Source organism: Enterobacter sp. HMSC16D10, assembly GCF_001807145.1.
Classification (GTDB): domain Bacteria; phylum Pseudomonadota; class Gammaproteobacteria; order Enterobacterales; family Enterobacteriaceae; genus Enterobacter; species Enterobacter roggenkampii.
Window position 1 is genome coordinate 50,689 of record NZ_KV787851.1, and the last position, 24,367, is coordinate 75,055.

Genomic DNA, 24,367 nt, shown 5'->3' on the forward strand with positions numbered 1-24,367 from the left:
GTCTGTTAGTTATACCCGCCCCTCTGCCATCGCGAATGTGGCGTTCCTGTCCGTTTCTTGCCCAATCCTCTGAAAATTTATCCGCGCGGGGCGTCGCCAAAGACGCTGTAGTCCGGTAATTGCACCTGCTGATACGGCTCCCAGCCGCCGCCGAGCGCCTTGTAGAGCGCCACCAGATCGAGCGCGCTTTGCACCTGCGCCTGTGCGCGCTGCTGCTCGGCCTGCGCCAGCTGCCGCTGGGCGTCCAGCACGTCGATAAAGCTGGCGATCCCCTGACGATAGCTGTCGCTCGCCAGGTCAAAGGCGTTTTGCAGGGCATCAATGGTTTTCGCCAGGCCCGCTTCACGCTGCTGGTCGGTGCGATAGCTCACCAGCGCATTTTCGACATCGCCAAGCGCGGTGAGCACCGTCTGCCGATAGTCCAGCACCGCGGCTCCCTGCTGCGCGCGCGCCACCTTCACGCTGGAGACCAGTCGACCGCCCTGGAAGATGGGGATGGAGACCTGCGGGCCAAAGCTGTAGAAGTGGCTGCTCCAGTCGGTCAGCCAGTTGGTTTCGCTGTTGCGCAGGCCAAACTGCCCGGAGAGGGTAAAACTCGGGAACAGCTGGGCCACCGATACGCCAATCTGCGCCGTGGCGGCATGAAGATTCGCCTCCGCTTCGCGCACGTCCGGACGGCGTCGCGCGAGCGTAGACGGAATGCCGGTTTGCACGATATCCGGCAATTCGGGCATCGGCTGCACGCTTTGTAACTCCGCATCGAGCGCACCCGGCGGCTTGCCAAGGAGGATCGCCAGGCCATTCATCGCCTGCCGCTCCTGCGCCTGGTACTGCGGCAGCTGCGCCTCCAGGTTACCCAGTTGCGCCCGCGCATTCTCCACGTCCATCTGCGGCGACAGCCCGCCGCGCTGGCGGCTCTCGGTCAGATCCAGCGTCTGCTGCGCGCTTTTAATCTGGGTGTTCAGCGTGGCGATAATGCTCTGCGCCCCGCGCAGCTGGAGCCACGCGCGCGCCACTTCCGCCTCCAGCGACACCAGCGCGTCGTTACGCTGCTCGATAGCCGCTTTCTGCTGCGCTTCGGCGGCTTCCACCTGTCGGCGCACCTTGCCCCAGAGGTCAATTTCCCACTGGGCGTCGAAGCTGCCCTGGTAGAGGTTGATCGGCTGCGTCAGGGGGCCTAACGCGCCCCGCAGCTCAGGATCGACATTATCCAGCTGGTCATACACGCCGTGGGATTTCAGCTCCCCTTCCAGGCCGAGCTGCTGGCGCGTCGCCTGCAGATTGCCGTTCACCGACGGGTAAAACGCCCCGCCCGCCTGGTTAATCTGCTCGCGCGCTCCCGCGATGCGCAGCACCGTTTGCTGCAGCGTCAGGTTTCCGGCGATGGCGCGCTCAACCAGGCTGTCGAGCTGCGGCGAGCCGAAGGTCTTCCACCAGCGCGGGTTGGTCGCGGCGGAGGTCGTCTGCGATTTTACCCCGCTGTCGCCCTTATCGTTCCAGTGCGTCACGGCAGGCGGCGCGGGCGGCTGATAGTCCGGCCCGACGGCGCAGCCTGCCAGCAGCATCATTATAATCAGGGGGTGTAAACGTCTGTGTATCATCAATGTGCTCCTGCACTCCCCTCGCTCTTAACCGGCGAGAGCAACAAACAAAACGGAATCAATAGCAAGGCCACGGCGCTCAGAAGGGTGAAGACGTCGATGTAGGCCAAAAAGCGCGACTGCTCGATCATGGTCTGGTACAGGCGTCCGGTGGCAATCCCGGTGGGGTCCCCTACCTGAGTGGTGAAGTTCTGGATTGCCTGGGCGCTTTCGCGTATTGCCTGCTGAAACTGTTCGTTAAACGGCGAGGCGTGGTACGCAAGGTGCGCGCTATGCGCCTGAGACCGTTCGGTGATGGCCGCCGTCGACAGCGAGATCCCGACCGAGCCCGCGACGTTACGGAACATGGTGAACAGCGCTGCCGCGTCGGCATTCAGCCGTCTTGGAATCGAAATAAAGGCAATGGTGGTCAGGGGCACAAACAGGAACCCCAGCCCCAGCGACTGGGCGCTGCGGAACAGCACCAGGGTTTCAAAGTCGATATCCGGGGTCAGCGTGCGCGACCAGAAGAACGACACCGCCAGGCAGGTAAAGCCAAAGGCAATAATCCAGCGCGTCTGCACCACCGGCATCAGCTTCAGCACCAGCGGGATCGTTAATACAATCAGCACCGCCCCGGGCGACAGCACCAGCCCGGACCAGGTGGCGGTATAGCCTAAATCCTGCTGCGCCAGCTGGGGGATCACCACCGAGCTGCCGTACAAAATCATCGCCATCCCCGCCATCAGCAGGCTGGAAATCGCAAAGTTGCGGTCCTTCATGCAGTGCAGATCCACCACCGGTTTTTTGGCATACACCAGCCAGTAAATGGCACCGATAATGCCGATTAGCGTTAACACCGCGAAGGTACGGATAAAGTTCGAGTAGAACCAGTCCTCATCTTCTCCCCGGTCAAGCATCACCTGCAGGCAGCCAAGCCCTAAGGCGATCAGGCCGATCCCCGTCCAGTCGATGGTCAGCTTCTCTTTAGACTTGCTCTCCCACGGCGGATCTTCCAGCAGCTGGTAGATCGCCAGCACCGTGACAATCCCCACCGGGATATTGATGAAGAACACCCAGCGCCAGGAGTAGTTGTCGGTGATCCAGCCCCCCAGCGTCGGGCCGAGGACCGGTGCAACAATAATCGCGATGGAGGAGAGGCCGAACGCTTTGCCCCTGTCCTCCGGCTTGAAGTAGTCGAGCAGTACCGACTGCTGGGTGGGCTGCAGCCCGCCGCCAAAAAAGCCCTGCATCACGCGGAACAGGATGATCTGCCACAGCTCGGTGGCGATGCCGCAGAGGAACGAGCAGACGGTGAACATGACGATGCAGATCAGGAAGAACTGCTTGCGGCCAAACACCCGGCTCAGAAACGCCGAGATGGGCAGCACGATGCCGTTCGCGACCAGGTAGCTGGTTAACACCCAGGTGGATTCGTCATAGCTGGACGAGAGCGAACCTGCAACGTGCGGCAGCGCCACGTTCACGATGGTGGTGTCCAGAATTTCCATAAACACCGCCAGGGTGACGACAATCGCCACCGCCCACGGATTGCTGGCGGGCTTCCAGCTGTCGTGGCTGTGATCCGTCATTCCACCGTCACCTTCGGCGCGACCGACAGCCCCAGCGGCAGCGGTTTGTTCGGATCGAGCCCCTTATCAATCACGATTTTCACCGGCACGCGCTGCACAATTTTGACAAAGTTACCGGTGGCATTTTCAGCCGGGAAGGCGGAGAAGCGCGAGCCGCTGCCCTGCTGGATACTGTCAACGTGGCCCTCAAGCGCCATATCCGGCCACGCGTCGACCGACACGGTGACTTTATCGCCGGGCTTCATGCGCTCAAGCTGGGACTCTTTGAAGTTCGCCACCACCCACACGTTCGGCGAAACCAGTGAGAACAGCGCCGTTCCCGCCTGCACCAGCGTACCGGGCTGCACGTTGCGTTTGGTGACAAACCCGTCGAACGGGGCGCGGACTTCGGTGTAAGAGAGGTTCAGATTGGCCGTTTCCAGCTGCGCTTTGGCCTGTTCGACCTGACGCTCGCGCGCTTCAACGTTGGTTTCCTGCTGGCGGATTTGCAGCTGTACCTGCTCTGCCACTTCCAGCTGCGCCTGAGCGCTGGCCAGACCCGCCTGGGCGCTGCGCAGTTGCGCATTCGCAGAATCAATACTTTGCTGGGTGGTCGCCCGCGGATCGACGCCGCGCTGGCGGCGATACTCCGCCTGCGCGTTCGCCAGATCGGCCTGCGCTTTCAGCACCTGCGCTTTGGCTTCGTCACGCTGGGCGGGATACTGCACTTTGGAGAGTGCGAGCTGCGCCTGGGCCTGGTGCAGCTGCGCGATAGCCAGCCCAAGCTGGGCCTGAGCCTGATCGCGCTGCGCGGTGGTATCACGCGGATCGATGACCACCAGCAGATCGCCTTTTTTCACGCGCTGGTTATCGCGCACCCGCAGCTCGGTGACGTAGCCTGCCGTTTTCGGGGCAATCGTCACCACGTCGCCGTCGGTAAAGGCGTCGTCAGTCGTCTCTTCGTTACGGGTTAAAAACCACCAGACCAGCGCCACGACGACCATCACCACCACGACAATGCCGAGGATAATTAACGGTTTTTTGCCCGGGCGCTTACGCTCATTATTGTTTTTGTCCTGCTCGTCAGCAGGCGGATTTTGATCTTCAGCCATAGTTCAGCAACAGTCCTGTCAGTGAGCGGCATCACACTATGCCGTTCACTAAAGCTAGGACGTTGCTATACGTTTGCCAGGAAAAACTGACAAATTGCGCACTATATGAGAAGGAATATTCCGAAACCGATCGCCGCGGCCCAAACCAGCATCGGGATTGACCAGAGATGGAAGCGCCACCAGATGCGGCGATCGTTGGCCATGCGCAGGGCAATCAGGTTGGCCAGCGAGCCGGGCAGCAGCCCAAACCCGCCGATATTCACCGCCCAGGCCAGCAGCGTGTCCGGCGGAACATAGTTGAGCAGCAGAATGGTGGAAGGCACGTTGCTGATAAACTGCGACAGGCCAATCGCCGTCAGCCACAGTCCCGGCTGAGACAGCGTGCTGACGCTGTGGAGCACGTTTTGCAGCACCGGAAGCTGGATAAGCAGATGCACATCAATAAACATCACCATAAAGACCAGCAGCAGCGTCCAGTCCACGCTGACCAGCACGCGCCGCGCCAGGACGACAAAGCCCGCGGCGACAAGCAACACGCCCGCCACTTCATACTTCAGCTCCAGCGCGAACAGAAAGACGATATATAACCCGAGGCAGCTCCAGACCAGACGCGGCTGCCACTGCGGGCCCGTGGTGCCGCTGTGGTACTGCAGTTTTTTATCCGGAAAGGCAAACCAGCAGACCGCCAGCAGCGACAGCATCATCACCAGCGCCAGCGGCGCCATCTGCCAGGTAAAAGCGGCGAACGATAGCCCGGAACGGCCCCAGAGGAGGATATTTTGCGGGTTACCGATGGGCGTTAACAGAGAACCGGCGTTAACGGCGAGCGCTTCGAAGATGATCAGCCGGCTTACCGGGATCTCGCAAAGCTTACGCAGCGTGAGGGTGAGGGGCACGATGATAAACAGCGCCACGTCGTTGGTCAGAAACGTCGACAGCACCGCGGCGGAAAACACCATAAACAGGGACAACCTGCGCTCGGTGGCAAAGCGGCGCACCATTTTACGGCCCAGAACGTCAAAATAGCCGCTCAGCTCAACCCCTTTGGTGAGCATCATCAGGCCGCTCAGGGTAATGATGGTGCGCCAGTCAATGGCAGCGGGCCAGGCCTGCGGCGCAAACGGCACAAAGAGGCTTAACCCTGCGCCAATGAGTAATAAGAGATGGAAGAAACGATCGCGTGCCAGAGCCTGCAGTCCAGGGATTTTCATTCAGCGGAGGGACCATATTTAAGGGTAAATTCGCGAAACTTCACCAGCGTCTCTTCGCTGACGTGGTGTTCCATGCCTTCCGCATCCCGGCGGGCAATCTCCGGGCTGACGCCCAGCACCAGTAAAAAATTCTCGACAAGCTGGTGGCGCTCGCGGCTCTCCTGCGCGAGTTTCTCCCCTTCTGGCGTCAGAAAGACCCCGCGCCAGGGGATCATTTCAATTAGGCCCACGGAGGCGAGACGTTTTAACATTTTTGCGACAGTTGGCTGCGATACCCCCAGCCTGGCGGCCATATCGACCTGACGCGCTTCCCCGACCTCACGAATCAGATCGGAAATGAGTTCAACATAATCATCAATCAGTTCACGCCGGTGCGCTTCTCGGACCTGGCGAAAACCTTCGACATGCTCTTCAACATTCACCAGTTGCGTCGTTTTTTTAATGGTTGGCTTACCTGCGCGACGGTTCATTGTACTTCCTCAGTGGGGTGACGCTTCCAGCGCCCGGTATCGAGAGCGCACATTGTAAACCATCCCTCCACAAGCACAAAAAATTAACGAAATAGCCATAGCTATACAATATAGCCTGTGCTATATCTGTATGTAATGCAGTCACCCTTCACGGATCGAAGGGATCAAAAATCAGGAGGTCTTATGAACGAATTCAAGAGGTGCATGACCGTGTTTACCCACTCCCCCTTTAAAGTGCGCTTAATGCTGCTGAACATGCTGTGCGATATGTTTAACGGCAAACCGCATCAGGATGACAAACCTTCCCACTAAGCGGCGTTGCGGTACGCCGCTTCATTTTCCCGTCACAATCTCGCTCTAAACTGGCTTCCAGCCGCCTTATTCCCGATCTTTTTTACGGATTTGCAATCCCCTTCGCAAAACATCTGCTTAGCAACTGTTGATATTATTTAGCGCTCGCACTATCTTCTTGCAGCCCTGCACAATTTGCGGCTCGCTGAAGCGGACCCTCATTCCCTCTCCACGCACTGTCAGGCAGGTTATGACCCTTGACGCCAGGGTGAGCACATGGCGTTTTCATCCATGATAGTGACCTATGAATGTAACCCTGATAGATACCGTTGTGACCCGCAGCCGGGACTTAAGCCCGTGGACGGGTTTTTACTTTTTGCAGTCATTACTGATTAACTTTGCGCTGGGTTATCCCTTTAGTCTGCTCTACGCGGTGGCCTTCACCTGCATTCTGCATGTGCTATGGCGCGCCGCCCCGCGCGCGCAAAAAGCGTTAATCGGCATCTGTTCGCTGGTTGCGGCACTCTATTTCCCGTTTGGTCAGGCGTACGGCTCGCCAAACTTTAATACCCTGCTGGCGCTGCACTCGACCAATATGGAAGAGTCGACGGAGATCCTGACGATCTTCCCGTGGTACAGCTACGTGGTCGGGCTCTTTATCTTCGCGTTGGGCGTTATCGCCATCCGTCGTCAGCCGGGCGAGAAAAAATCCTGGGGTAAGATCGACATACTCTGTCTGGTATTCAGCGTTGCCGTGGCGTTTGTCGCCCCCATCCAGAACATTCCCTGGGACGGTAAGCTAAGGCTCACCAATATCGGCTACCCGGTTTTCCGCTTCGTGAAAGACGTCGTTGTTAACAATAAAGAGGTTCTCGACGAACAGGCCCGCATGGCTGAGCTTTCCAATATGAAAGATACCTGGAACGTGCTGGCCGTGAAGCCGAAATATCACACCTATGTAGTGGTGATTGGTGAAAGCGCGCGTCGCGATGCAATGGGCGCGTTTGGCGGCCACTGGGATAACACCCCGTTTGCCAGTTCGGTCAAAGGCACCCTGTTTACCGATTATGTCGCGGCCAGCGGCTCGACGCAGAAATCACTCGGTCTGACCCTTAACCGGGTGGTGGATGGCAAACCGCAGTATCAGGATAATTTCGTCACCCTGGCAAACCGCGCGGGTTTTCAGACGTGGTGGTTCTCTAATCAGGGGCAAATTGGCGAATACGATACGGCGATAGCCAGCATCGCCAAGCGGGCTGACGAAGTGCAGTTCCTGAAAAACGGCGACTTTGAAGCTGACAAAAACACTAAAGACGAAGCGCTGCTGAAAATGACGGCGCAGGTCTTCGCCACCCCGCGCACCCAGCCGCAGCTGATCGTCCTGCACCTCATGGGGTCGCACCCACAGGCCTGCGATCGGACAGGCGGAAAGTACGCGGAGTTTGTGCAGTCCAAAGAGACCTCCTGCTATCTCTACACCATGACGCAAACCGACGACCTGCTGAGCAAGCTGTACGATCAGCTGCGCAATACGGGCGACAGCTTCTCCATGGTCTATTTCTCGGATCACGGGCTGGCGTTTAAAGAGCGCGGTAAAGAGGTGCAATATCTGGCGCACGATGACAAGTTCCAGCAGAACTTCCAGGTGCCATTTATGGTGCTGTCGAGTGACGATAAAACGCATCGCGTCATTAAAGCACGCCGTTCAGCAAATGATTTCCTGCAGTTTTTCTCGCAGTGGACGGGGATTACCGCCGGGCAGATAAAAAATGTTTATCCGTTTGTCTCTAACAAGAAAGCTCCCCCAGTGTACGTTACCAACTTCAAGTTACAGAAAGTTGACTACAACCATCTGGGTACGGATATTTTTGATATTAAGAATAAGTAATTGCCGTCTCGTGCGGACCGATGCCCTCACCCTGGCCCTCTCCCACGGGGAGAGGGAAGCAACACTCAAAACGGCAACCTCAGGTTGCCGTTTTGCTTTTATCTTCGACAAAAAAAATCCGCCACAGTGGGCGGATTTTTTATTTAATCACCGAAGTGATTAGAAGCGGTAACCTACGCCCGCGATCCAGGTGCCAACGTCAACGTTGCGGATACGGCTCTGCTCATAGGAGAAGTCCAGAGCAACGTCCTGGATTGGGTTGAACTGCAGGCCTGCGCCATAGGAGAAGCCGTAGTCGCTGTTGCTTGCAGTGCGGTTCAGACCTTCGTTTTCGGTCTGCTGGAATTTACCGTAGCCAACACCTACAACACCGTAGATGCTTGCCCAGTCGTTCAGACGGTAAGCTGGACCAGCAGTGATACCGTAGTACTGGCCTTTGTTGTATGCGCCGTTTTCAGAACGATCTTTCTCGGTGTAGGTGAAAGAACCGATCACGCCCAGTGGGTTGTTATCCTGCTCGTAACGATACTTCAGGTTGAAACCGTTAGCTTTGTTCATCACGCCCTGATAGTCGCTCTGAGCGTAACCACCGGTAACAGTAGAAGTAGCAGCTACAGCGGTACCTGCGGAAACAGCCAGTACAGCGGCCAGTGCTGAAAGACATGCAATTTTTTTCATAACCACCTCAAATGTGATCCAAGTAAGTCCGTAAGTTTTAAATATATCAAAAAAATTTGCGAAACTCTTTGTGATTCGTGATGTCTAATGAAGCCTTTCCTGTAACAGAACGTTTCCAGCGTAAGCTATCTCTTTCAAATCACATGCAATTTTCACTACTAAATGCGCATAGTGCGCGTCTGCGCCGTTACATTCATCCAGATTATTCCTAATCTGACAGGCGATAAATCCACCAGCGCTTATCCATTTTACGGATTTCACCTGCTTTTTTTTCAACAGCGCCTCAACCGTCGCCGCATATTTCCTTTACACTGCAACCTTTACCTCATTTGACATAAGCTGACAGGAGAAAGGATGCCTGGGTTATCCCGCACGTCGTCGGTCTGGTTGCCGGTTGCAGTCATACTCATTGCCATGTTGTCCATTCAAAGCGGCGCCTCGCTGGCAAAATCGCTTTTTCCACTGGTTGGCGCGCCCGGGGTGACCGCCCTGCGTATTGTTCTGGGCACGGCGATACTGGTGGTCATTTTCAAACCGTGGCGACTGCGCTTTAAAAAGGAGCAGCGTTTACCGCTGCTGTTTTATGGACTCTCCCTGGGGGCGATGAACTACCTGTTCTACCTCTCCATCCAGACGATACCGCTGGGTATTGCCGTCGCGCTGGAGTTTACCGGCCCGCTGGCGGTGGCGCTGTTCTCCTCCCGACGTCCGGTCGATTTTATCTGGGTTGTGTTGGCCGTACTGGGCTTATGGTTCCTGCTGCCGCTGGGCCAGAGTGTTTCTGAGATTGACCTGACGGGCGCAGCGCTGGCGCTGGGCGCAGGTGCCTGCTGGGCTGTCTATATCCTCACCGGCCAGCGCGCAGGGGAAGAGCACGGACCGGCAACGGTGGCGCTGGGTTCCCTGATTGCGGCCATCGTGTTTGTGCCCATCGGCATGGCGCAGGCGACAGAATCGATCTGGCAATGGTCCGTCATGCCCATCGGGCTGGCGGTTGCGATTCTCTCTACCGCACTCCCCTACTCTCTGGAGATGATTGCCCTTACGCGTCTGCCGACGCGCATATTTGGCACCCTGATGAGCATGGAGCCTGCGCTTGCAGCCATTTCCGGGATGGTGTTTCTCGGTGAAACCCTGACATTGACCCAGACGCTGGCGCTCTGCTCGATTATCGCGGCATCAATGGGATCGACGCTCACCATGCGCCCCGAACCTAAAGTTGAGAAAGTGGATATCAACTAAGGCCATATATTCTGCATGGCTTCCGCGCCATGCAGAATAAAGGCCCAAAAGACAGTCGTTATAATTTCTTACACTCTGATTCCTGCCAGCTAAATATCCCTCTGCGCTGACTTCCTCATTCAGCAATTAAGATTGATCTGTATCAATTTAAAAATTATTCAATATTTTCAATATATTAATTTCTCAACCTCCTTCTCGCTATTAAACCGATAGGCACAGCCAAACCGCAGAGAAAAAATCCGGTGCTATACTTAGTTCCGTAATTACCTGGGACATAAACATCAAGAGGATATGAGATTATGAGTACCGCTAAACTGGTGAAAACGAAAGCGTCTAATCTGCTTTATACCCGTAACGATGTATCGGACAGCGACAAAAAAGCGACCATTGAGTTGCTGAATCGCCAGGTGATCCAGTTCATCGATCTTTCGCTGATCACCAAACAGGCCCACTGGAATATGCGCGGTGCAAACTTTATTGCCGTTCATGAAATGCTGGATGGCTTCCGCACAGCACTGGTTACCCACCTCGATACGATGGCTGAACGTGCCGTTCAGTTAGGCGGCGTGGCGCTGGGTACCACACAGGTGATCAACAGCAAAACCCCGCTGAAAAGCTATCCGCTGGATATCCATACCGTTCAGGATCACCTGAAAGAGCTGGCGGACCGCTACGCGATTGTGGCGAACGATGTGCGCAAAGCGATTAGCGAAGCGAAAGACGAAGATACCGCAGATATCTTCACCGCCGCGTCCCGCGATCTGGATCAGTTCCTGTGGTTCATCGAATCTAACATCGAATAATTCATACGAATTTTCTATCAAACCCTCGCCTTCCGGTGAGGGTTTTGCACATCTATGGTGCACGTTTTTTGCCTGAGAACGTGCAAAAGTGAAGAAATTGTAATAATCACCTCACACAACCGTTAACGGAAGATTGTTTTTTCGTCAGAATTTACGCTAAATATCTCCCCGTCAGTTGAGCCAAACGAGGCGCACCAAAACAGTGCTCCACTTTGGTGCAATAAAACCTCATTGCCCCATTTATTGTGCAATGCATGACATCATCCCCTTTGCAAAACAACAGCTTGTAAAGTTGGCACGATTTTTTCATTGTGCCACCTGTTCTCGCAGGGGATCGCCCCGTGGATATAAAAGGAAATGCTATGAAGTCTGTATTAAAAGTTTCACTGGCTGCACTTACCCTCGCTTTTGCGGTGTCCTCTCAGGCTGCCGACAAACTGGTTGTGGCGACCGACACGGCGTTCGTTCCGTTTGAATTCAAACAGGGTGATAAATACGTTGGTTTTGATGTGGATCTGTGGGCCGCAGTCGCAAAAGAACTCAAGCTGGATTATACCCTGAAGCCGATGGACTTCAGCGGCATCATCCCGGCACTGCAAACCAAGAACGTTGATCTGGCGCTGGCGGGTATCACCATTACCGACGAGCGTAAAAAAGCGATCGACTTCTCTGACGGCTACTACAAAAGCGGCCTGCTGGTGATGGTCAAAGCCGATAATAACGACGTAAAAAGCGTGAAAGATCTCGACGGCAAAGTGGTGGCAGTGAAGAGCGGCACCGGGTCAGTTGATTACGCGAAAGCGAATATCAAAACCAAAGACCTGCGCCAGTTCCCGAACATCGACAATGCGTACATGGAGCTGGGTACCGGCCGCGCTGACGCAGTGCTGCACGACACGCCAAACATCCTGTACTTCATCAAAACCGCGGGCAACGGCAAGTTCAAATCTGTGGGCGAATCTCTGGAAGCTCAGCAGTACGGCATCGCCTTCCCGAAAGGCAGCGACGACCTGCGCACGAAAGTTAACGGCGCGCTGAAAACGCTGAAAGAGAACGGCACCTATAACGAAATCTACAAAAAATGGTTCGGTACCGAGCCTAAATAATTTCACCTGAATTCAGGTTTGTAACGCCCGGTGGCGCTGCCGCTTACCGGGCCTACGTTTTTCGTTTTTCACCACGGTATACAGGAATACATCATGCAGTTTGACTGGAGCGCCATCTGGCCTGCCATTCCACTCTTGCTTGAAGGCGCTAAAATGACCCTGTGGATTTCGGTCCTGGGTCTGGTTGGCGGGTTGATTATCGGTCTTGTCGCCGGTTTCGCCCGCACCTACGGTGGCTGGATTGCAAACCACATCGCACTGGTTTTCATCGAAGTGATCCGCGGCACCCCCATTGTCGTGCAGGTCATGTTCATCTACTTCGCCCTGCCTATGGCATTCACCGACCTGCGCATCGACCCGTTCAGCGCCGCCGTCGTCACCATTATGATTAACTCGGGCGCCTACATTGCGGAAATTACCCGCGGTGCGGTGCTGTCGATTCATAAAGGGTTCAGTGAAGCCGGTCTGGCATTAGGCCTTTCACGTCGCGAAACGATCCGCCACGTTATTCTGCCGCTGGCGCTGCGTCGCATGCTGCCACCGCTGGGTAACCAGTGGATCATCAGCATTAAAGATACGTCGCTGTTTATTGTTATCGGCGTGGCCGAACTGACCCGTCAGGGGCAGGAGATCATTGCTGGCAACTTCCGCGCGCTGGAAATCTGGAGTGCGGTGGCCGTTGTCTACCTGATCATTACTCTGGTTCTGAGCTTCGTTCTGCGTCGTCTTGAAAGAAGGATGAAAATCCTGTGATTGAATTTAAAAACGTTTCCAAGCACTTTGGCCCAACCCAGGTGCTGCACAATATCGATCTGAACATCAAACAGGGTGAAGTGGTGGTGATTATCGGGCCATCCGGCTCCGGTAAGTCGACCCTGCTGCGCTGCATCAACAAGCTGGAAGAGATCACCAGCGGCGATCTGATTGTCGACGGTCTGAAGGTGAATGACCCGAAAGTGGATGACCGTCTGATTCGTCAGGAAGCGGGCATGGTGTTCCAGCAGTTCTACCTGTTCCCGCACCTGACGGCGCTGGAGAACGTGATGTTTGGCCCGCTGCGCGTGCGCGGTGCCAACAAAGCGGCGGCAGAAGCGCTGGCCAAAGATCTGCTGGCGAAAGTCGGCCTCGCAGAACGCGCCCATCACTACCCCTCCGAGCTGTCCGGTGGTCAACAGCAGCGCGTGGCGATTGCCCGTGCGCTGGCGGTCAAGCCGAAGTTAATGCTGTTTGATGAACCTACGTCCGCACTCGACCCGGAGCTGCGTCACGAGGTACTGAAGGTCATGCAGGATCTGGCGGAAGAAGGGATGACGATGGTTATCGTGACCCACGAAATCGGCTTCGCGGAGAAAGTGGCGTCCCGCCTTATCTTCATTGATAAAGGCCGTATCGCGGAAGACGGTAACCCGCAGGAGTTGATTGCGAATCCGCCGAGCCCGCGTTTGCAGGAGTTCCTGCAGCACGTCTCCTGATCCCTCGCGTTACGCTAAGCCGGGCCTGCCCGGCTTTTTTACGCCAGATTGTTCCCAAAAATCCCCCTCCGCGTCCCGACTTCTATACTTATCATTTTGTTCGACATTTTCACCGGAGGACGCCGTGCCGTGGATCCTGTTGCTGTTGATTAGCCTGTTTAGTGCGCCATCGTTCGCCGTCGCGATCCCCGGTGTGACCACCGGAACAACCGCCAGCCAGCAAAGTACGCCCCCGCCGGAACCGGATGTTGAACAGAAGAAAGCGGCTTACGGCGCGCTTGCCGACGTTCTTGAGAACGACACCTCCCGAAAGGAATTAATCGAGCAGTTGCGCAAAGCCGCCGCCACGCCGCCCCAGGAAACCGTTCCGACCCTCACCCCTCCGCAGGTGGAGGAGCAAAAAACGGTGCTGGAAAATGTCACCGACGTGAGCCGCCACTATGGAGAAGCGCTCTCCTCGCGCTTTGCCCAGCTCTACCGCAACCTGATTGGCTCACCGCATAAGCCGTTTAACCCACAAACGTTTACCGCCGCCGCCATGCAGTTCCTGATGCTGGCCGGTGCAGTCTTCCTTTTTTACTGGCTGGTGCGCCTGTGCGCGTGGCCGCTGTACCGCAAAATGGGGCAATGGGGACGCAGAAAGAATCAGCAGAAAAGCAGCTGGCTGCACCTGCCGCTGATGATCGCCTCAGCCTTTATCATCGATTTACTGCTGCTGGCGCTGACGCTGTTCTTAGGCCAGATGCTGGCCGACAGGCTGAACGCGGGCAACAAAACCATCGCCTTCCAGCAGTCGCTTTTCCTGAATGCCTTTGCCCTGATTGAGTTCTTCAAGGCGCTGCTGCGGTTACTCTTTTGCCCTCACGTGCCGGCGCTGCGTCCCTTCTCCATTCGGGACGAGAGCGCAACATACTGGGCGCTGCGCCTGAGCGTGCTCAGCGGGCTGATTGGCTACGGTCTGCTGGTTGCCGTGCCGATCATCTCCAACCAGGTGAACGTGCAGTTTGGCGCGCTGGCAAACGTCATTATCATGCTCTGCATTACCGTCTGGTCGCTGTACCTTATCTTCCACAATAAAAAGACCATCACTGAGAGCCTGCTGCATCTGGCCGATCGTTCCCTCTCGTTCTTCAGCCTGTTTATTCGCGCATTCGCCCTGGTGTGGCACTGGCTGGCAAGCGCCTACTTCATCGTATTGTGCTTCTTCTCGCTGTTCGACCCGGGAAACAGCCTGAAATTTATGATGGGGGCAACATTCAAAAGCCTGGCCATTATCGGCATCGCGGCATTTGTCTCGGGGCTGCTGTCGCGCTGGATCTCGAAAACCATCACCCTGTCGCCGCAGGTACAGCGTAATTACCCGGAACTGCAAAAACGGGTGAACGGCTGGATGTCGGTATCCCTCAAGGTGGCGCGCATTCTCACCGTCTGCGTGGCGATCATGCTGCTCCTTAACGCGTGGAGCCTGTTTGATTTCTGGAACTGGCTGCACAACGGCGCAGGTGAAAAAACGGTCGACATTCTGATTCGCATCGCGCTGATTTTGTTCTTCTCTGCCGTCGGCTGGACGCTGCTGGCGAGCCTCATCGAGAACCGTCTGGTGTCGGATATTCACGGCAGGCCCCTGCCCAGCGCGCGGGCCCGCACCTTACTGACGCTGTTCCGCAACGCGCTGGCGGTCATCATCAGTACCATCACCATCATGATTGTGCTGTCAGAAATCGGGGTGAATATCGCCCCGCTGCTGGCCGGTGCAGGTGCCCTGGGGCTGGCGATCTCCTTCGGGTCGCAAACGCTGGTGAAGGATATTATTACCGGCATCTTTATCCAGTTTGAGAACGGGATGAACACGGGCGATCTGGTGACCATCGGGCCGCTGACCGGCACGGTGGAGCGGATGTCGATTCGCTCGGTGGGCGTGCGTCAGGATACCGGGGCGTACCACATCATCCCCTGGTCCTCGATCACCACCTTTGCCAACTTTGTGCGCGGCATTGGTTCCGTGGTGGCGAACTACGATGTGGATCGTCATGAGGATGCCGATAAAGCGAAGCAGGCGCTGCGCGATGCGGTAGAAGAGCTGATGCAGATGGAGGATATTCGCGGGCTGGTGATTGGCGAGCCGTCATTTGCCGGCATTGTCGGGCTGACGAACACGGCCTTTACCCTGCGCGTGTCGTTCACCACCCAGCCGCTGAAGCAGTGGACGGTGCGCTTTGCGCTCGACAGCATGGTGAAAAAGCACTTCGATCTGGCGAACGTGCGGATGCCGGTACAGACGTATCAGGTCCTGCCGCCGCCCGCAGCGCCGCTCCCTCCGCAGGAGCCGACGCTGTAGCCGGATTGCCGGGTGGCGGCTTCGCCTGACCCGGCCTGCGACGCAGCGCTATTTGCGGCGTTTGTTATCGTCCATAAAGGACCAGGCAATAAAGCGGCTCTGCTTCTGGCCCTGCGCCATCTCTTTTTTCACTACTTTCACCGCGCCCGCTTCGGTGAGCGCGCGGTAAAGTGGCGGCAGGTTATCTCCGCGGGAAACCAGCGTCGTAAACCACTTCACCTGACGGCCAAACTGTTTGCTTTCCGCAATCATGCGCAGGATAAAGGCCACCTCGCCGCCTTCACACCACAGCTCCTGCTGCTGACCGCCGAAGTTCAGCGCGGCGTCTTCAGCCTGACCCAGGTTGCGGCGCTTGCGCTCGCTGCCCGCGCGGGCCGCTGCCGCCGAATCGTGGAACGGCGGGTTGCACATCGTGGCGTCATAGGTTTCATTTTTATGAATAATGCCGTTGAAGATTGAGGCGGCCTCTTTCTGACGACGCAGGCGAATGGCGCGGCTTAATCCCGGGTTCGCGTTGATAATCGCCTGGGCGCTGGCGAAGGCCTCGGCACCGATTTCGCTTCCGGTAAAGCGCCAGTGATACTCATGCGCGCCGATCAGCGGGTAAATCAGGTTCGCCCCGGTGCCGATATCCAGCACGGTCGCCTGCTGAGGAATAATGCCATCACGGTCTTCAGCCAGAAGATCGGCAAGGTGATGAAGGTAATCCGCGCGGCCCGGAACGGGTGGGCAGAGAAAGCCTTCCGGAATATCCCAGTTCGCCACACCGTAGTAATGTGCGAGCAGCGCTTTGTTCAACATTTTAACCGCCTGGGGGTCAGCAAAGTTGACCGAAGGTTCACCCGCGGGGGTCTGGACAATATAGTCCTTTAACGGCGGGCAGCTCAGGCATAACGCATTCATGTCGTAGCGGCTGCGGTGGCGGTTTCGTGGGTGCAATCCCGGCTTTTGGGAAGTCATGGCGTTCTCCTTTAAACAGCGGCGTAAGATACCCTTTGCTGGCCCAACGGTAAATCTTTCTCTGCGGCGCTGAAAAAGCCGCCATAAATCAAACACCTTTATGTCTATGATCTGTCAGCGTAATGTCAATTTTTATCGTTCAAAAAATAAGCAGATCATCATCAAATATTTGCGCTAAGTCACACTCGTCAGGCTTCTAAACTTAAGGGGAATCACCTGTTGTTTCCTCATGAGGATGTGATTATGAAAAAGTACCTGACCCTTGTTGTTATCGCCGCCGCCCTGACGACCGCGTCATTTTCTGCGATGGCCGTTCAGTCGCTGACCCAGAGTACCGACACCAGCCAGCTTCAGCCTGCAGGCACCGTCTCCGTAAGCCGCGCAAGTAACCTGGACGATCTGCAGAATAAACTGGCGGAAAAAGCCCGCCAGGAAGGTGCAAAAGGCTTCGTGGTGAATTCCGCGGGCGGAGATAACCATATGTACGGCACAGCGACCATCTATAAATAATCTGCCCCACCCCATGACTGCATCTGCCTGCCAGATGCAGTTTGCTCTCTTCCTCGCCTTGATTGTTCATTTTTTAACCCCATATTAAAAGCAGGGCATAACACCATTTCAGGAGGATGCTATGGCTTCCGGTTGGGCGAATGATGACGCCGTAAACGAACAGATCAACAGTACGATTGAAGATGCGGTTGCGCGCGCTCGCGGTGAAATCCCGCGCGGCGAAAGCCTGGAGGAGTGCGAAGAGTGTGGAGAACCTATCCCGGAGGCGCGGCGAAAAGCCATGCCAGGCGTAAGGTTATGCATTACCTGTCAGCAGAATAAAGATTCAAAAAATGCTTCACATTCAGGTTATAATCGCAGAGGTTCGAAAGACAGCCAGTTACGTTGACTTTCCTTTACCTAAGTTAACCGCCGGGGCGCTTACCTTTACGCTCACGATTTTTAGCGAACCGCGTAGCAAAATGTGCCCTTCATTTTTGTTCTGTAAAGCGCATCCACAAGAAGTGTAAAGCGCCACTTTGAATTTATTAGTAATCAATAAGTTATTTGTCATTCAATTTTTTTGATTGACCACGTCAATTCTCTTCGATTTTATCTCTCAAGAAAAAACGTGATACTCATCACATCGACGGAACATCGTCCCCTTAACAGAAACACCTGCGAGAGATTACTTATGAAAACCATCAAATATGCTGTAGCTGCTGTTGCCCTGTCCGCTCTGTCTTTCGGCGCTTTCGCCGTAGAGCCAGTCTCTTCTGCTCAGGCACAGAACATGAACAAAGTCGGTGTGGTGAGTGCTGATGGCGCGACCACCCTGGACGGTCTGGAAGCCAAACTGGCTGAGAAAGCGGCTGCTGCCGGTGCAAGCGGATACACCATTACCTCCGCTAACGGCAATAACAAGCTGAGCGGTACCGCGGTTATCTACAAATAATCGCCTGAATGAATGCTGTCCCCTCGCCAAACCCTCTGGTGAGCTGCTCCAACCCTCATTGACCCTGTTGTTTGTTACCCTTGCTTGCCCGTCCGCCACTGGACGGGCTTTTTTTTTGCCTAAAACGCCGCGTCCACGCGTTTGAGACCGGCCTCGACCGTATCAACTTCCCCGGTTGCCAGCAGGCAGCAGGCCATCTGTAGCTTAATGGACTGCGGCACAGGCACGTTTCCGGCGAGGCACTGTTCAATCCAGTGCGCGGTGGTGTGCGGGTCTTTCGCTTCAGGGAGAATGACGTCCGTATTCTCTTCCCCGCGCGCCAGAACAGCGCGCGTACCGGCAGAATCGATCAGCATCAGCTGAGGGCAGCGCAGTGGATTGGCATACACCTCACCTTCTGTACCGTGCATCAGCAGCGCCCTGCCGCCAATCTCCTCAAAAAATTTCCCGACACGCCCCACGTATTCCGGGTGCGATACGCTGGAAAGGCGCAACGCAGCATCTTCTGCAAACGGCGTCGCCAGCTTCGCCAGGGTGTGGGCGCTGTTGCGCACGCCCATCCGCCAGCGCATATCCAGCTGCTTTTCCAGCGGCGGGCACAGGGCTCCGACGGGGATGTAAACCGGCTGATGGCCATCCAGCTTCGCCTGCGCCTGTCCTGCATGACGCGTTGGCTCAATCCCCAACATGCCGAAAATGGTCTCCGTCAATACGCGGGTGGGATCTTCGCTGACCCCGTGAACCACCACCGGGAACCCCAGCTTATGCAATAAGATCGCCAGCAGCGGAGTGAGGTTTGCCTGCTTGCGCGCGCCGTTATAGCTCGGGATGACAATCGGCATCGGTTTTGCCACCGGCGGCGTCAGGCGCAGCGTTTGTGCCTGCATCGCCTCGTAAAAACCGCGCATCTCCGCTTCGCCTTCGCCTTTGATACGCAGCGCAATCAGGATGCCGCCCATCTCCAGGTCAGGTACCTCGCCATCGAGCATTCGGGTATACAGGGCGCGAGCAGTTTCATGGTCCAGATCGCGGGCGTGGTTTTTGCCCCTGCCTACCTCTTTGATAATCTTGCGATAATCCACGACATCTCTCCTGAAAATATCCTTCTGGTAACAATATAGCCCTGTTAAACGTTCGGACGTTAGTTTTTTTCTACATCATCAACGTTCTGTTTTTAAGGATAAAAATGAAACTCAAGCATTATTTCAATTATTTGTGATTCCCGCAGAAGATTCTTAATGCACCATTATTTGTTTAAATAACCAGCGGAAAGTCATTAAGGGTCAACGGTGAAAACGTCCAGGCAACGCTCTCACCAGAAACATATCAGGATTTGTTATGAACAAGGTTGCTTTAGGTTTAATCATCGCCGCAGCGGTGGGATGTTCTGCATCCACGTTTGCGGCAACAAACGGTGAAGGTCAGATCAATTTCACCGGTGAAATTATCGATTCTGCTTGTCAGGTCGTGAATGGATTAAGTAATCCATTAAATGTTCAGCTGGGAAAAGTGTCTAAAACGGTATTTACCGGTGCTGGCTCTACCAGCACATTAACGAAGTTTGATATTCAGTTAACGAATTGTCCTGACACGGTCACCTCCGCAGCCATTAACTTCGGCGGTACGCCAGATGCGAATAACAACGCTACGCTGGCCTTAACGCCAGATAGCGATGCGGCGACCGGTGTGGCGATTCAGCTGGTTGATGCCTCAGAGCAGCCTGTCAGCCTGTATACGTCATCGCAGCAGTATCAATTAACCTCCGGTACGGCGGTTAACGATCTGGAATTTGGTGCCCGTTATATCCAAACCGGCGCTGCGATCACCGCAGGCCCTGCAAACTCTGTATCGACCTTCACCGTTATTTATAACTGATCTTATCAATCCTGAGATATTAATGCTTTTGCGGGCATTAATATCTCATCTATTTATTGAGAAATCTGTATGCGCCACGGTTATTTACTGAGCACGCTTTTACTGGTAGCCGCCACTGCACATGCGGGCGTCATTATTAATGGCACCCGTCTGGTCTACCAGGGAGATAAAAAGGAATCATCTCTTGGTCTTTCAAATCCAGATGCGACGGATTATCTGGTGCAGTCCTGGGTTGATTCCGGCGGTAAAAACCTGGCCAAAGCCCCGTTCCTCATCACCCCGCCGCTTTTCCGTCTGGATGCGAAAGAAGATAACGTTCTGCGCGTGGTACGTACGGGCGGAAATTTGCCTGAAGACAGGGAATCCCTGTACTGGTTGAATATTAAAGCGATCCCTTCCTCAAAGCAGGTGGAAGGCGTGAATACGCTGCAAATTGCGATTAATACCCGTATTAAATTGCTGTATCGCCCCTCTGCGGTAAAAGGCAGACCAGAAGACGTGGCCGATAAGCTTGAATGGCGTCGCGAAGGTAACGAGCTGGTGGTGAATAACCCCACGCCGTTTTATATGAATTTCCAGGCGGTCACCCTGAATGGTCAGAAAGTGACGAAAGCGACCTGGGCCGTTCCAAAAACAGAAACGCATTTTGCCATACCGGGTAATGTCAGAGGCTCGAACGTGACGTATTCCATTATTACTGATTACGGCAGCATCAGCCATACCTGGTCGAAATCCGTTCATTAATACTTTTCCCCGGTAATAAAATAATCATGTACAGCCATAAAAAGCCGTTCACCTGCCGATTTTCTTCATTACTGGTCATTCTTTTTGGCCTGGCGATGGCGATCTTTGCGCATCAGGTTATGGCTGATGATTATTTTAACCCTGCCCTGCTGGATATTGATAATCCCCAGCAGGGAAAAACCGATTTATCCGTCTACGAAAAAGGCCCAGGCCAGGCGCCGGGTAAATATCAGGTTACGGTGTTTATCAATAATAATAAAACTGATACCCGCGATGTCACCTTTACGCTGCAGAAAGACGATCAGGACAACAGCACGCTGCAACCTTGCTTTACCGTGGACGATTTAAAAAGCCTCGGGATCAAAACCCAAAAATATCCGCAGCTGAAAGCCAAAGGCCAGTGCGCCGATTTACACGCCATCCCTGCGGCATCCGCGACCTTCCGCGTTCGCAACCAGCAACTGCTGCTGAGCATTCCCCAGTCGGCGCTCGGTCAGGTGCCTCGCGGCTACATTGACCCAAAAGAGTTTAACGAAGGAATTAACGCGGGCCTGCTTAACTACAGTGCAAATGCCAGCCAAAGCCATGCGCGCCAGCCGGGTGAACAGGATAACAGCAGCCAGTACGTTAACCTGCGTCCGGGTTTGAACATTGGCGCATGGCGCATTCGCAACTATTCCACCTGGAATCGCAGCACCACGGGTAACGAGGAGGACCAAAAATTCACCTCCGTATATACCTACGCGCAACGCGATATTGTGGCGATGAAAAGCGACCTCACCGTCGGCCAGAGTTCCTCGCCTTCCGACGTTTTTGACAGCGTACCCTACACCGGCGTAGAGCTGAAATCCGATAACGACATGCTGCCGGACAGTGAAAAAGGCTACGCCCCCATTATTCGCGGCACCGCCCACAGTAACGCGCAGGTGGTGGTACGCCAGAACGGTTACATCATTTATCAGAACACGGTCGCCCCCGGCGCGTTCGAAATTAACGATCTCTACCCCACCGGCAGCAGCGGCGATCTCCAGGTCACCGTGAAAGAGACCGACGGCAGCGAAAGCCATTTCGTCGTGCCGTTTGCCTCCGTGCCGGTATTGCAGCGTGAAAAAAATCTGCGCTACAGCGTGACTGCCGGACGCTACCGTTCTTATGACAACGACGTCGAGAAGACCCCGTTTGCCCAGGGCAGCGCCATCTACGGTTTACCCTACGGTTTCACCGCCTACGGTGGCGTGCAGCAGAGCAGCCATTACCAGTCTCAGGCGGCTGGCGTCGGGAAAAACATGGGCGATTTAGGCGCCTTCTCCATTGACGTGACCCGCGCGAAGGCCCTGTTGAAAAAACAGCAGGCCAGCAAAGGCCAGTCGTGGCGCGTGCGCTATAGCAAAGACATCGCCCGGTCAGGCACCAACTTCTCGCTGGCCGGCTATCGCTATAACAGCAAAGGGTTTTACACCCTTGAAGACACCATGGAGTCATATACCCGCTCCGACGACTGGTCTGCACCGCAGCAGCGCCGCGCCCGAACCGAAGCCACCATCGACCAGACGCTGCCGGAAGGCTGGGGATCCGTCACCCTGAGCATGGTGAAAGAGACGTACTGGAGTCAGAGCCAGAACATGACCTCGATGAGCGTCAGCTACAACAATAGCTGGCACGGGGTGAGCTACAGCCTCAGCTACAGCATGAACAAAAACACCCAGGACAGCGATGAAGACGGTAACGAGGTGACTAACGACAACCAGTTCTCGCTGAGCGTCTCGGTGCCGCTGGACCGCTGGATGCATAACACCTGGGCCACCTACAACCTGAACAACTCCAAAGACGGCACGACGCAGAACATCGGCCTGAACGGCACGGCGCTGAAAGAGGACAACCTGAACTGGAACATCCAGGAAGGGCTGAGCAGCACCGGCAGCGGTAACTCCACCAGCATCAACGCCGATTATAAAGCGACCTATGGTGAAGTGAGCGCAGGCGTCAGTCAGGATAAATATCAGCAGACCGTGAACGTCGGTTTGCAGGGTGGCGTGGTTGCCCATGCGAACGGAATAACCCTGAGCCAGCCGCTCGGTGACACCATCGCGCTGGTGAAAGCGCCGGGCACGCACGGAACCCATATCACAAACCAGACGGGCGTCGAGACCGACTTCCGCGGCTACACCGTCGTGCCGTTTGTTACCGCGTATCGCCACAACACCATCGCGCTGGATACCGAAACGCTACCGGACAACGCCGACGTCACCCACGCGGCGCAGATCGTGACGCCAACCCGCGGGGCCGTGGTGCGCGCCAGCTTTAACACCCGCGTGGGTAACCGCGTCCTGATGACGCTTACGCAAAAGGGTAAACCGCTGCCCTTCGGCGCAACGGTCACCACCGAGGATAAGGACAGCGAATTTATTGTCGGGAATGACGGCCAGACCTACCTCTCTGGTCTGCCGCAGCAAGGGCATCTCTACGTTTCCTGGGGACAGGGGGCGGACGAGCACTGCGTCGCTGACTATGCGCTAACGGATGAGAAAGAGAAAACCAGCATCATTAACGCTGCCGCGCAGTGTCACTGATCCACCGTTCAGGCTAACGATTATGCAAATGATTAAACAGTGCTTTTTCTTACTGGTTCTGGGAACCGCCGCGTTATTTATGCCGCATGCGAAGGCGACCTGTACTACGCCAGACCTGCCGAAAATGATCAACGTGGCCTCTATCTCCGTTCCCACGACGCTGGCCGTTGGCGAAACGATCCCGGGTACAGAGCAAATCGCCCATATCGCCGGTAATTGTGACAATGCGGAAGATAAGGGGCTGGAAATTGTCTCTTGTTACTACGGCACAGGGTCTGAGATTCCAGGCCTGAAGGGTGTCTACGATTCGGGAGTTCCTGGGATCGGTGTGGCCCTGATGAACGATCAGGGGCAGCGCATCAGCGGAGCCGGAGGCGTTAACTGCATTTCCACAGGAACGCCGTTGGGTTATGTTTCCAGCGATGGCAAACAGACCTTTAATTTCGACGTTACGCTGGAGTTGGTCAAAACCAGCGATACCGTAGCGTCAGGCACGCTGAATCAAAGTCAGACCCGTTTTGGGATCGGGGTTTATCACCACGAAGGGCTGGGCGATCCCAACACCATCTCCTATGCTGGCAACGTTATTCTGAAAGAGGTCACCTGCTCCGTCCTGCCGAAAAACCTGACGGTCAATCTGGGGGATTTCCCGGTCAGCGATTTTATCAGCGTGGGGATGCTCTCTTCCCCGGCACGAAACTTTGACGTCACGGTGAACTGCAACAGCACCGTACAGCCTGAAGTGAAAATTACCAGCTCAAACGGCTATGAAACGGCCTTCGAAGGGGTGCTGAAACTCACGCAGCAGACTGGCGTCGCGACGGGCGTCGGTGTCCGAATGCTGTTCGACGACAATATCGCCACCTTTGATACCTACGTTAACACCCGAAGCGAAGCCATTGCCAACGAAACGCTGACCATACCGTTTGAGGTGCGCTACGAGCAGGTCAGCGACGTGGTCACTCCCGGTCCGGCCAACACCGTTGCCACCATCACGCTTGCTTATAAGTAA

At 55.4% G+C, this 24,367-nt stretch carries 23 protein-coding genes; 15 read left to right on the top strand and 8 right to left on the bottom strand.

Annotation, left to right across the window (positions count from 1 at the left end):
* Positions 1 to 77: 77 nt before the first annotated feature.
* The 5 genes from HMPREF3143_RS06665 to mntR form a co-directional block, all read right to left on the bottom strand.
* Positions 78 to 1,601, bottom strand: coding sequence for an efflux transporter outer membrane subunit (locus HMPREF3143_RS06665; protein ID WP_070532354.1), 1,524 nt, complete (start codon positions 1,599 to 1,601; stop codon positions 78 to 80).
* Positions 1,601 to 3,172, bottom strand: a complete 1,572-nt coding sequence (locus tag HMPREF3143_RS06670; protein WP_008501179.1) for a DHA2 family efflux MFS transporter permease subunit — start codon at positions 3,170 to 3,172, stop codon at positions 1,601 to 1,603. The genes HMPREF3143_RS06665 and HMPREF3143_RS06670 overlap by 1 nt, the downstream gene beginning before the upstream one ends.
* Positions 3,169 to 4,263 (bottom strand): HlyD family secretion protein, encoded by a 1,095-nt coding sequence (locus HMPREF3143_RS06675; protein ID WP_021240968.1) that lies wholly within the window; start codon positions 4,261 to 4,263, stop codon positions 3,169 to 3,171. Before HMPREF3143_RS06675 ends, HMPREF3143_RS06670 begins: the two co-directional genes overlap by 4 nt.
* Before the next feature lie 101 nt (positions 4,264 to 4,364).
* Positions 4,365 to 5,474: an anion transporter gene (locus HMPREF3143_RS06680; protein WP_021240969.1), complete on the bottom strand. Its 1,110-nt coding sequence runs from the start codon at positions 5,472 to 5,474 to the stop codon at positions 4,365 to 4,367.
* Complete coding sequence (gene mntR / locus HMPREF3143_RS06685) at positions 5,471 to 5,944, bottom strand: manganese-binding transcriptional regulator MntR (RefSeq protein ID WP_008501176.1); 474 nt, start codon at positions 5,942 to 5,944, stop codon at positions 5,471 to 5,473. Before mntR ends, HMPREF3143_RS06680 begins: the two co-directional genes overlap by 4 nt.
* A 183-nt stretch (positions 5,945 to 6,127) precedes the next feature.
* On the opposite strand from mntR, the gene mntS reads away from it, so the two are divergent.
* Both mntS and HMPREF3143_RS06695 read left to right on the top strand, forming a co-directional pair.
* On the top strand, positions 6,128 to 6,256 hold the full coding sequence (gene mntS / locus HMPREF3143_RS06690) for a manganase accumulation protein MntS (protein WP_008501175.1): 129 nt from the start codon (positions 6,128 to 6,130) through the stop codon (positions 6,254 to 6,256).
* Between the two features lie 283 nt (positions 6,257 to 6,539).
* Complete coding sequence (locus HMPREF3143_RS06695) at positions 6,540 to 8,123, top strand: phosphoethanolamine transferase (protein ID WP_070532357.1); 1,584 nt, start codon at positions 6,540 to 6,542, stop codon at positions 8,121 to 8,123.
* A 159-nt stretch (positions 8,124 to 8,282) separates the two neighbouring features.
* Here the strand turns inward: HMPREF3143_RS06695 and ompX are convergent, their stop codons facing one another.
* Positions 8,283 to 8,801: an outer membrane protein OmpX gene (gene ompX, locus HMPREF3143_RS06700; RefSeq protein ID WP_008501173.1), complete on the bottom strand. Its 519-nt coding sequence runs from the start codon at positions 8,799 to 8,801 to the stop codon at positions 8,283 to 8,285.
* 354 nt (positions 8,802 to 9,155) lie between these two features.
* Between ompX and rhtA the strand changes: the two genes are divergently transcribed.
* The 6 genes from rhtA to ybiO all read left to right on the top strand — a co-directional run bounded on the left by rhtA (position 9,156) and on the right by ybiO (position 15,762).
* The gene (gene rhtA, locus HMPREF3143_RS06705) at positions 9,156 to 10,043 is read left to right on the top strand and encodes a threonine/homoserine exporter RhtA (RefSeq protein ID WP_008501172.1); all 888 of its coding nucleotides are present in this window, start codon (positions 9,156 to 9,158) and stop codon (positions 10,041 to 10,043) included.
* A 299-nt stretch (positions 10,044 to 10,342) separates the two neighbouring features.
* On the top strand, positions 10,343 to 10,846 hold the full coding sequence (gene dps, locus HMPREF3143_RS06710; protein WP_008501171.1) for a DNA starvation/stationary phase protection protein Dps: 504 nt from the start codon (positions 10,343 to 10,345) through the stop codon (positions 10,844 to 10,846).
* Positions 10,847 to 11,208: 362 nt separating this feature from the next.
* Positions 11,209 to 11,952: a glutamine ABC transporter substrate-binding protein GlnH gene (gene glnH / locus HMPREF3143_RS06715; protein WP_008501170.1), complete on the top strand. Its 744-nt coding sequence runs from the start codon at positions 11,209 to 11,211 to the stop codon at positions 11,950 to 11,952.
* Positions 11,953 to 12,045: 93 nt separating this feature from the next.
* Positions 12,046 to 12,705, top strand: coding sequence for a glutamine ABC transporter permease GlnP (glnP, locus tag HMPREF3143_RS06720; RefSeq protein WP_003858462.1), 660 nt, complete (start codon positions 12,046 to 12,048; stop codon positions 12,703 to 12,705).
* On the top strand, positions 12,702 to 13,424 hold the full coding sequence (glnQ, locus tag HMPREF3143_RS06725; protein WP_008501169.1) for a glutamine ABC transporter ATP-binding protein GlnQ: 723 nt from the start codon (positions 12,702 to 12,704) through the stop codon (positions 13,422 to 13,424). Before glnP ends, glnQ begins: the two co-directional genes overlap by 4 nt.
* Positions 13,425 to 13,548: 124 nt before the next feature.
* Complete coding sequence (ybiO, locus tag HMPREF3143_RS06730; RefSeq protein WP_023292946.1) at positions 13,549 to 15,762, top strand: mechanosensitive channel protein; 2,214 nt, start codon at positions 13,549 to 13,551, stop codon at positions 15,760 to 15,762.
* Positions 15,763 to 15,810: 48 nt separating this feature from the next.
* Here ybiO and rlmF read toward each other — a convergent pair whose 3' ends face one another.
* The gene (gene rlmF, locus HMPREF3143_RS06735) at positions 15,811 to 16,722 is read right to left on the bottom strand and encodes a 23S rRNA (adenine(1618)-N(6))-methyltransferase RlmF (protein ID WP_008501167.1); all 912 of its coding nucleotides are present in this window, start codon (positions 16,720 to 16,722) and stop codon (positions 15,811 to 15,813) included.
* Positions 16,723 to 16,965: 243 nt separating this feature from the next.
* Here rlmF and mcbA point away from each other — a divergent pair, with 243 nt between their 5' ends.
* From mcbA to ybiJ, 3 genes are all read left to right on the top strand, one after another.
* Positions 16,966 to 17,232, top strand: coding sequence for a DUF1471 family periplasmic protein McbA (gene mcbA / locus HMPREF3143_RS06745; RefSeq protein ID WP_021240977.1), 267 nt, complete (start codon positions 16,966 to 16,968; stop codon positions 17,230 to 17,232).
* A gap of 121 nt (positions 17,233 to 17,353) precedes the next feature.
* Positions 17,354 to 17,620 (top strand): DksA/TraR family C4-type zinc finger protein, encoded by a 267-nt coding sequence (locus tag HMPREF3143_RS06750; protein ID WP_021240978.1) that lies wholly within the window; start codon positions 17,354 to 17,356, stop codon positions 17,618 to 17,620.
* A gap of 285 nt (positions 17,621 to 17,905) precedes the next feature.
* A complete protein-coding gene (gene ybiJ, locus HMPREF3143_RS06755; RefSeq protein ID WP_013097471.1) occupies positions 17,906 to 18,166 on the top strand; it encodes a DUF1471 family protein YbiJ in 261 nt (86 codons plus the stop codon).
* Between the two features lie 119 nt (positions 18,167 to 18,285).
* Here ybiJ and ybiB read toward each other — a convergent pair whose 3' ends face one another.
* Positions 18,286 to 19,248, bottom strand: coding sequence for a DNA-binding protein YbiB (ybiB, locus tag HMPREF3143_RS06760; protein ID WP_008501163.1), 963 nt, complete (start codon positions 19,246 to 19,248; stop codon positions 18,286 to 18,288).
* A 256-nt stretch (positions 19,249 to 19,504) separates the two neighbouring features.
* Here ybiB and HMPREF3143_RS06765 point away from each other — a divergent pair, with 256 nt between their 5' ends.
* The 4 genes from HMPREF3143_RS06765 (at position 19,505) to HMPREF3143_RS06780 (ending at position 24,367) form a co-directional block, all read left to right on the top strand.
* The gene (locus HMPREF3143_RS06765) at positions 19,505 to 20,041 is read left to right on the top strand and encodes a fimbrial protein (protein ID WP_070532360.1); all 537 of its coding nucleotides are present in this window, start codon (positions 19,505 to 19,507) and stop codon (positions 20,039 to 20,041) included.
* A gap of 69 nt (positions 20,042 to 20,110) precedes the next feature.
* The gene (locus tag HMPREF3143_RS06770) at positions 20,111 to 20,785 is read left to right on the top strand and encodes a fimbrial biogenesis chaperone (RefSeq protein WP_008501161.1); all 675 of its coding nucleotides are present in this window, start codon (positions 20,111 to 20,113) and stop codon (positions 20,783 to 20,785) included.
* Positions 20,786 to 20,811: 26 nt separating this feature from the next.
* Positions 20,812 to 23,355, top strand: a complete 2,544-nt coding sequence (locus HMPREF3143_RS06775) for a fimbria/pilus outer membrane usher protein (protein WP_139145857.1) — start codon at positions 20,812 to 20,814, stop codon at positions 23,353 to 23,355.
* Positions 23,356 to 23,377: 22 nt separating this feature from the next.
* Entirely contained in the window at positions 23,378 to 24,367 is a 990-nt protein-coding gene (locus tag HMPREF3143_RS06780) for a fimbrial protein (protein ID WP_023292952.1), read from the top strand.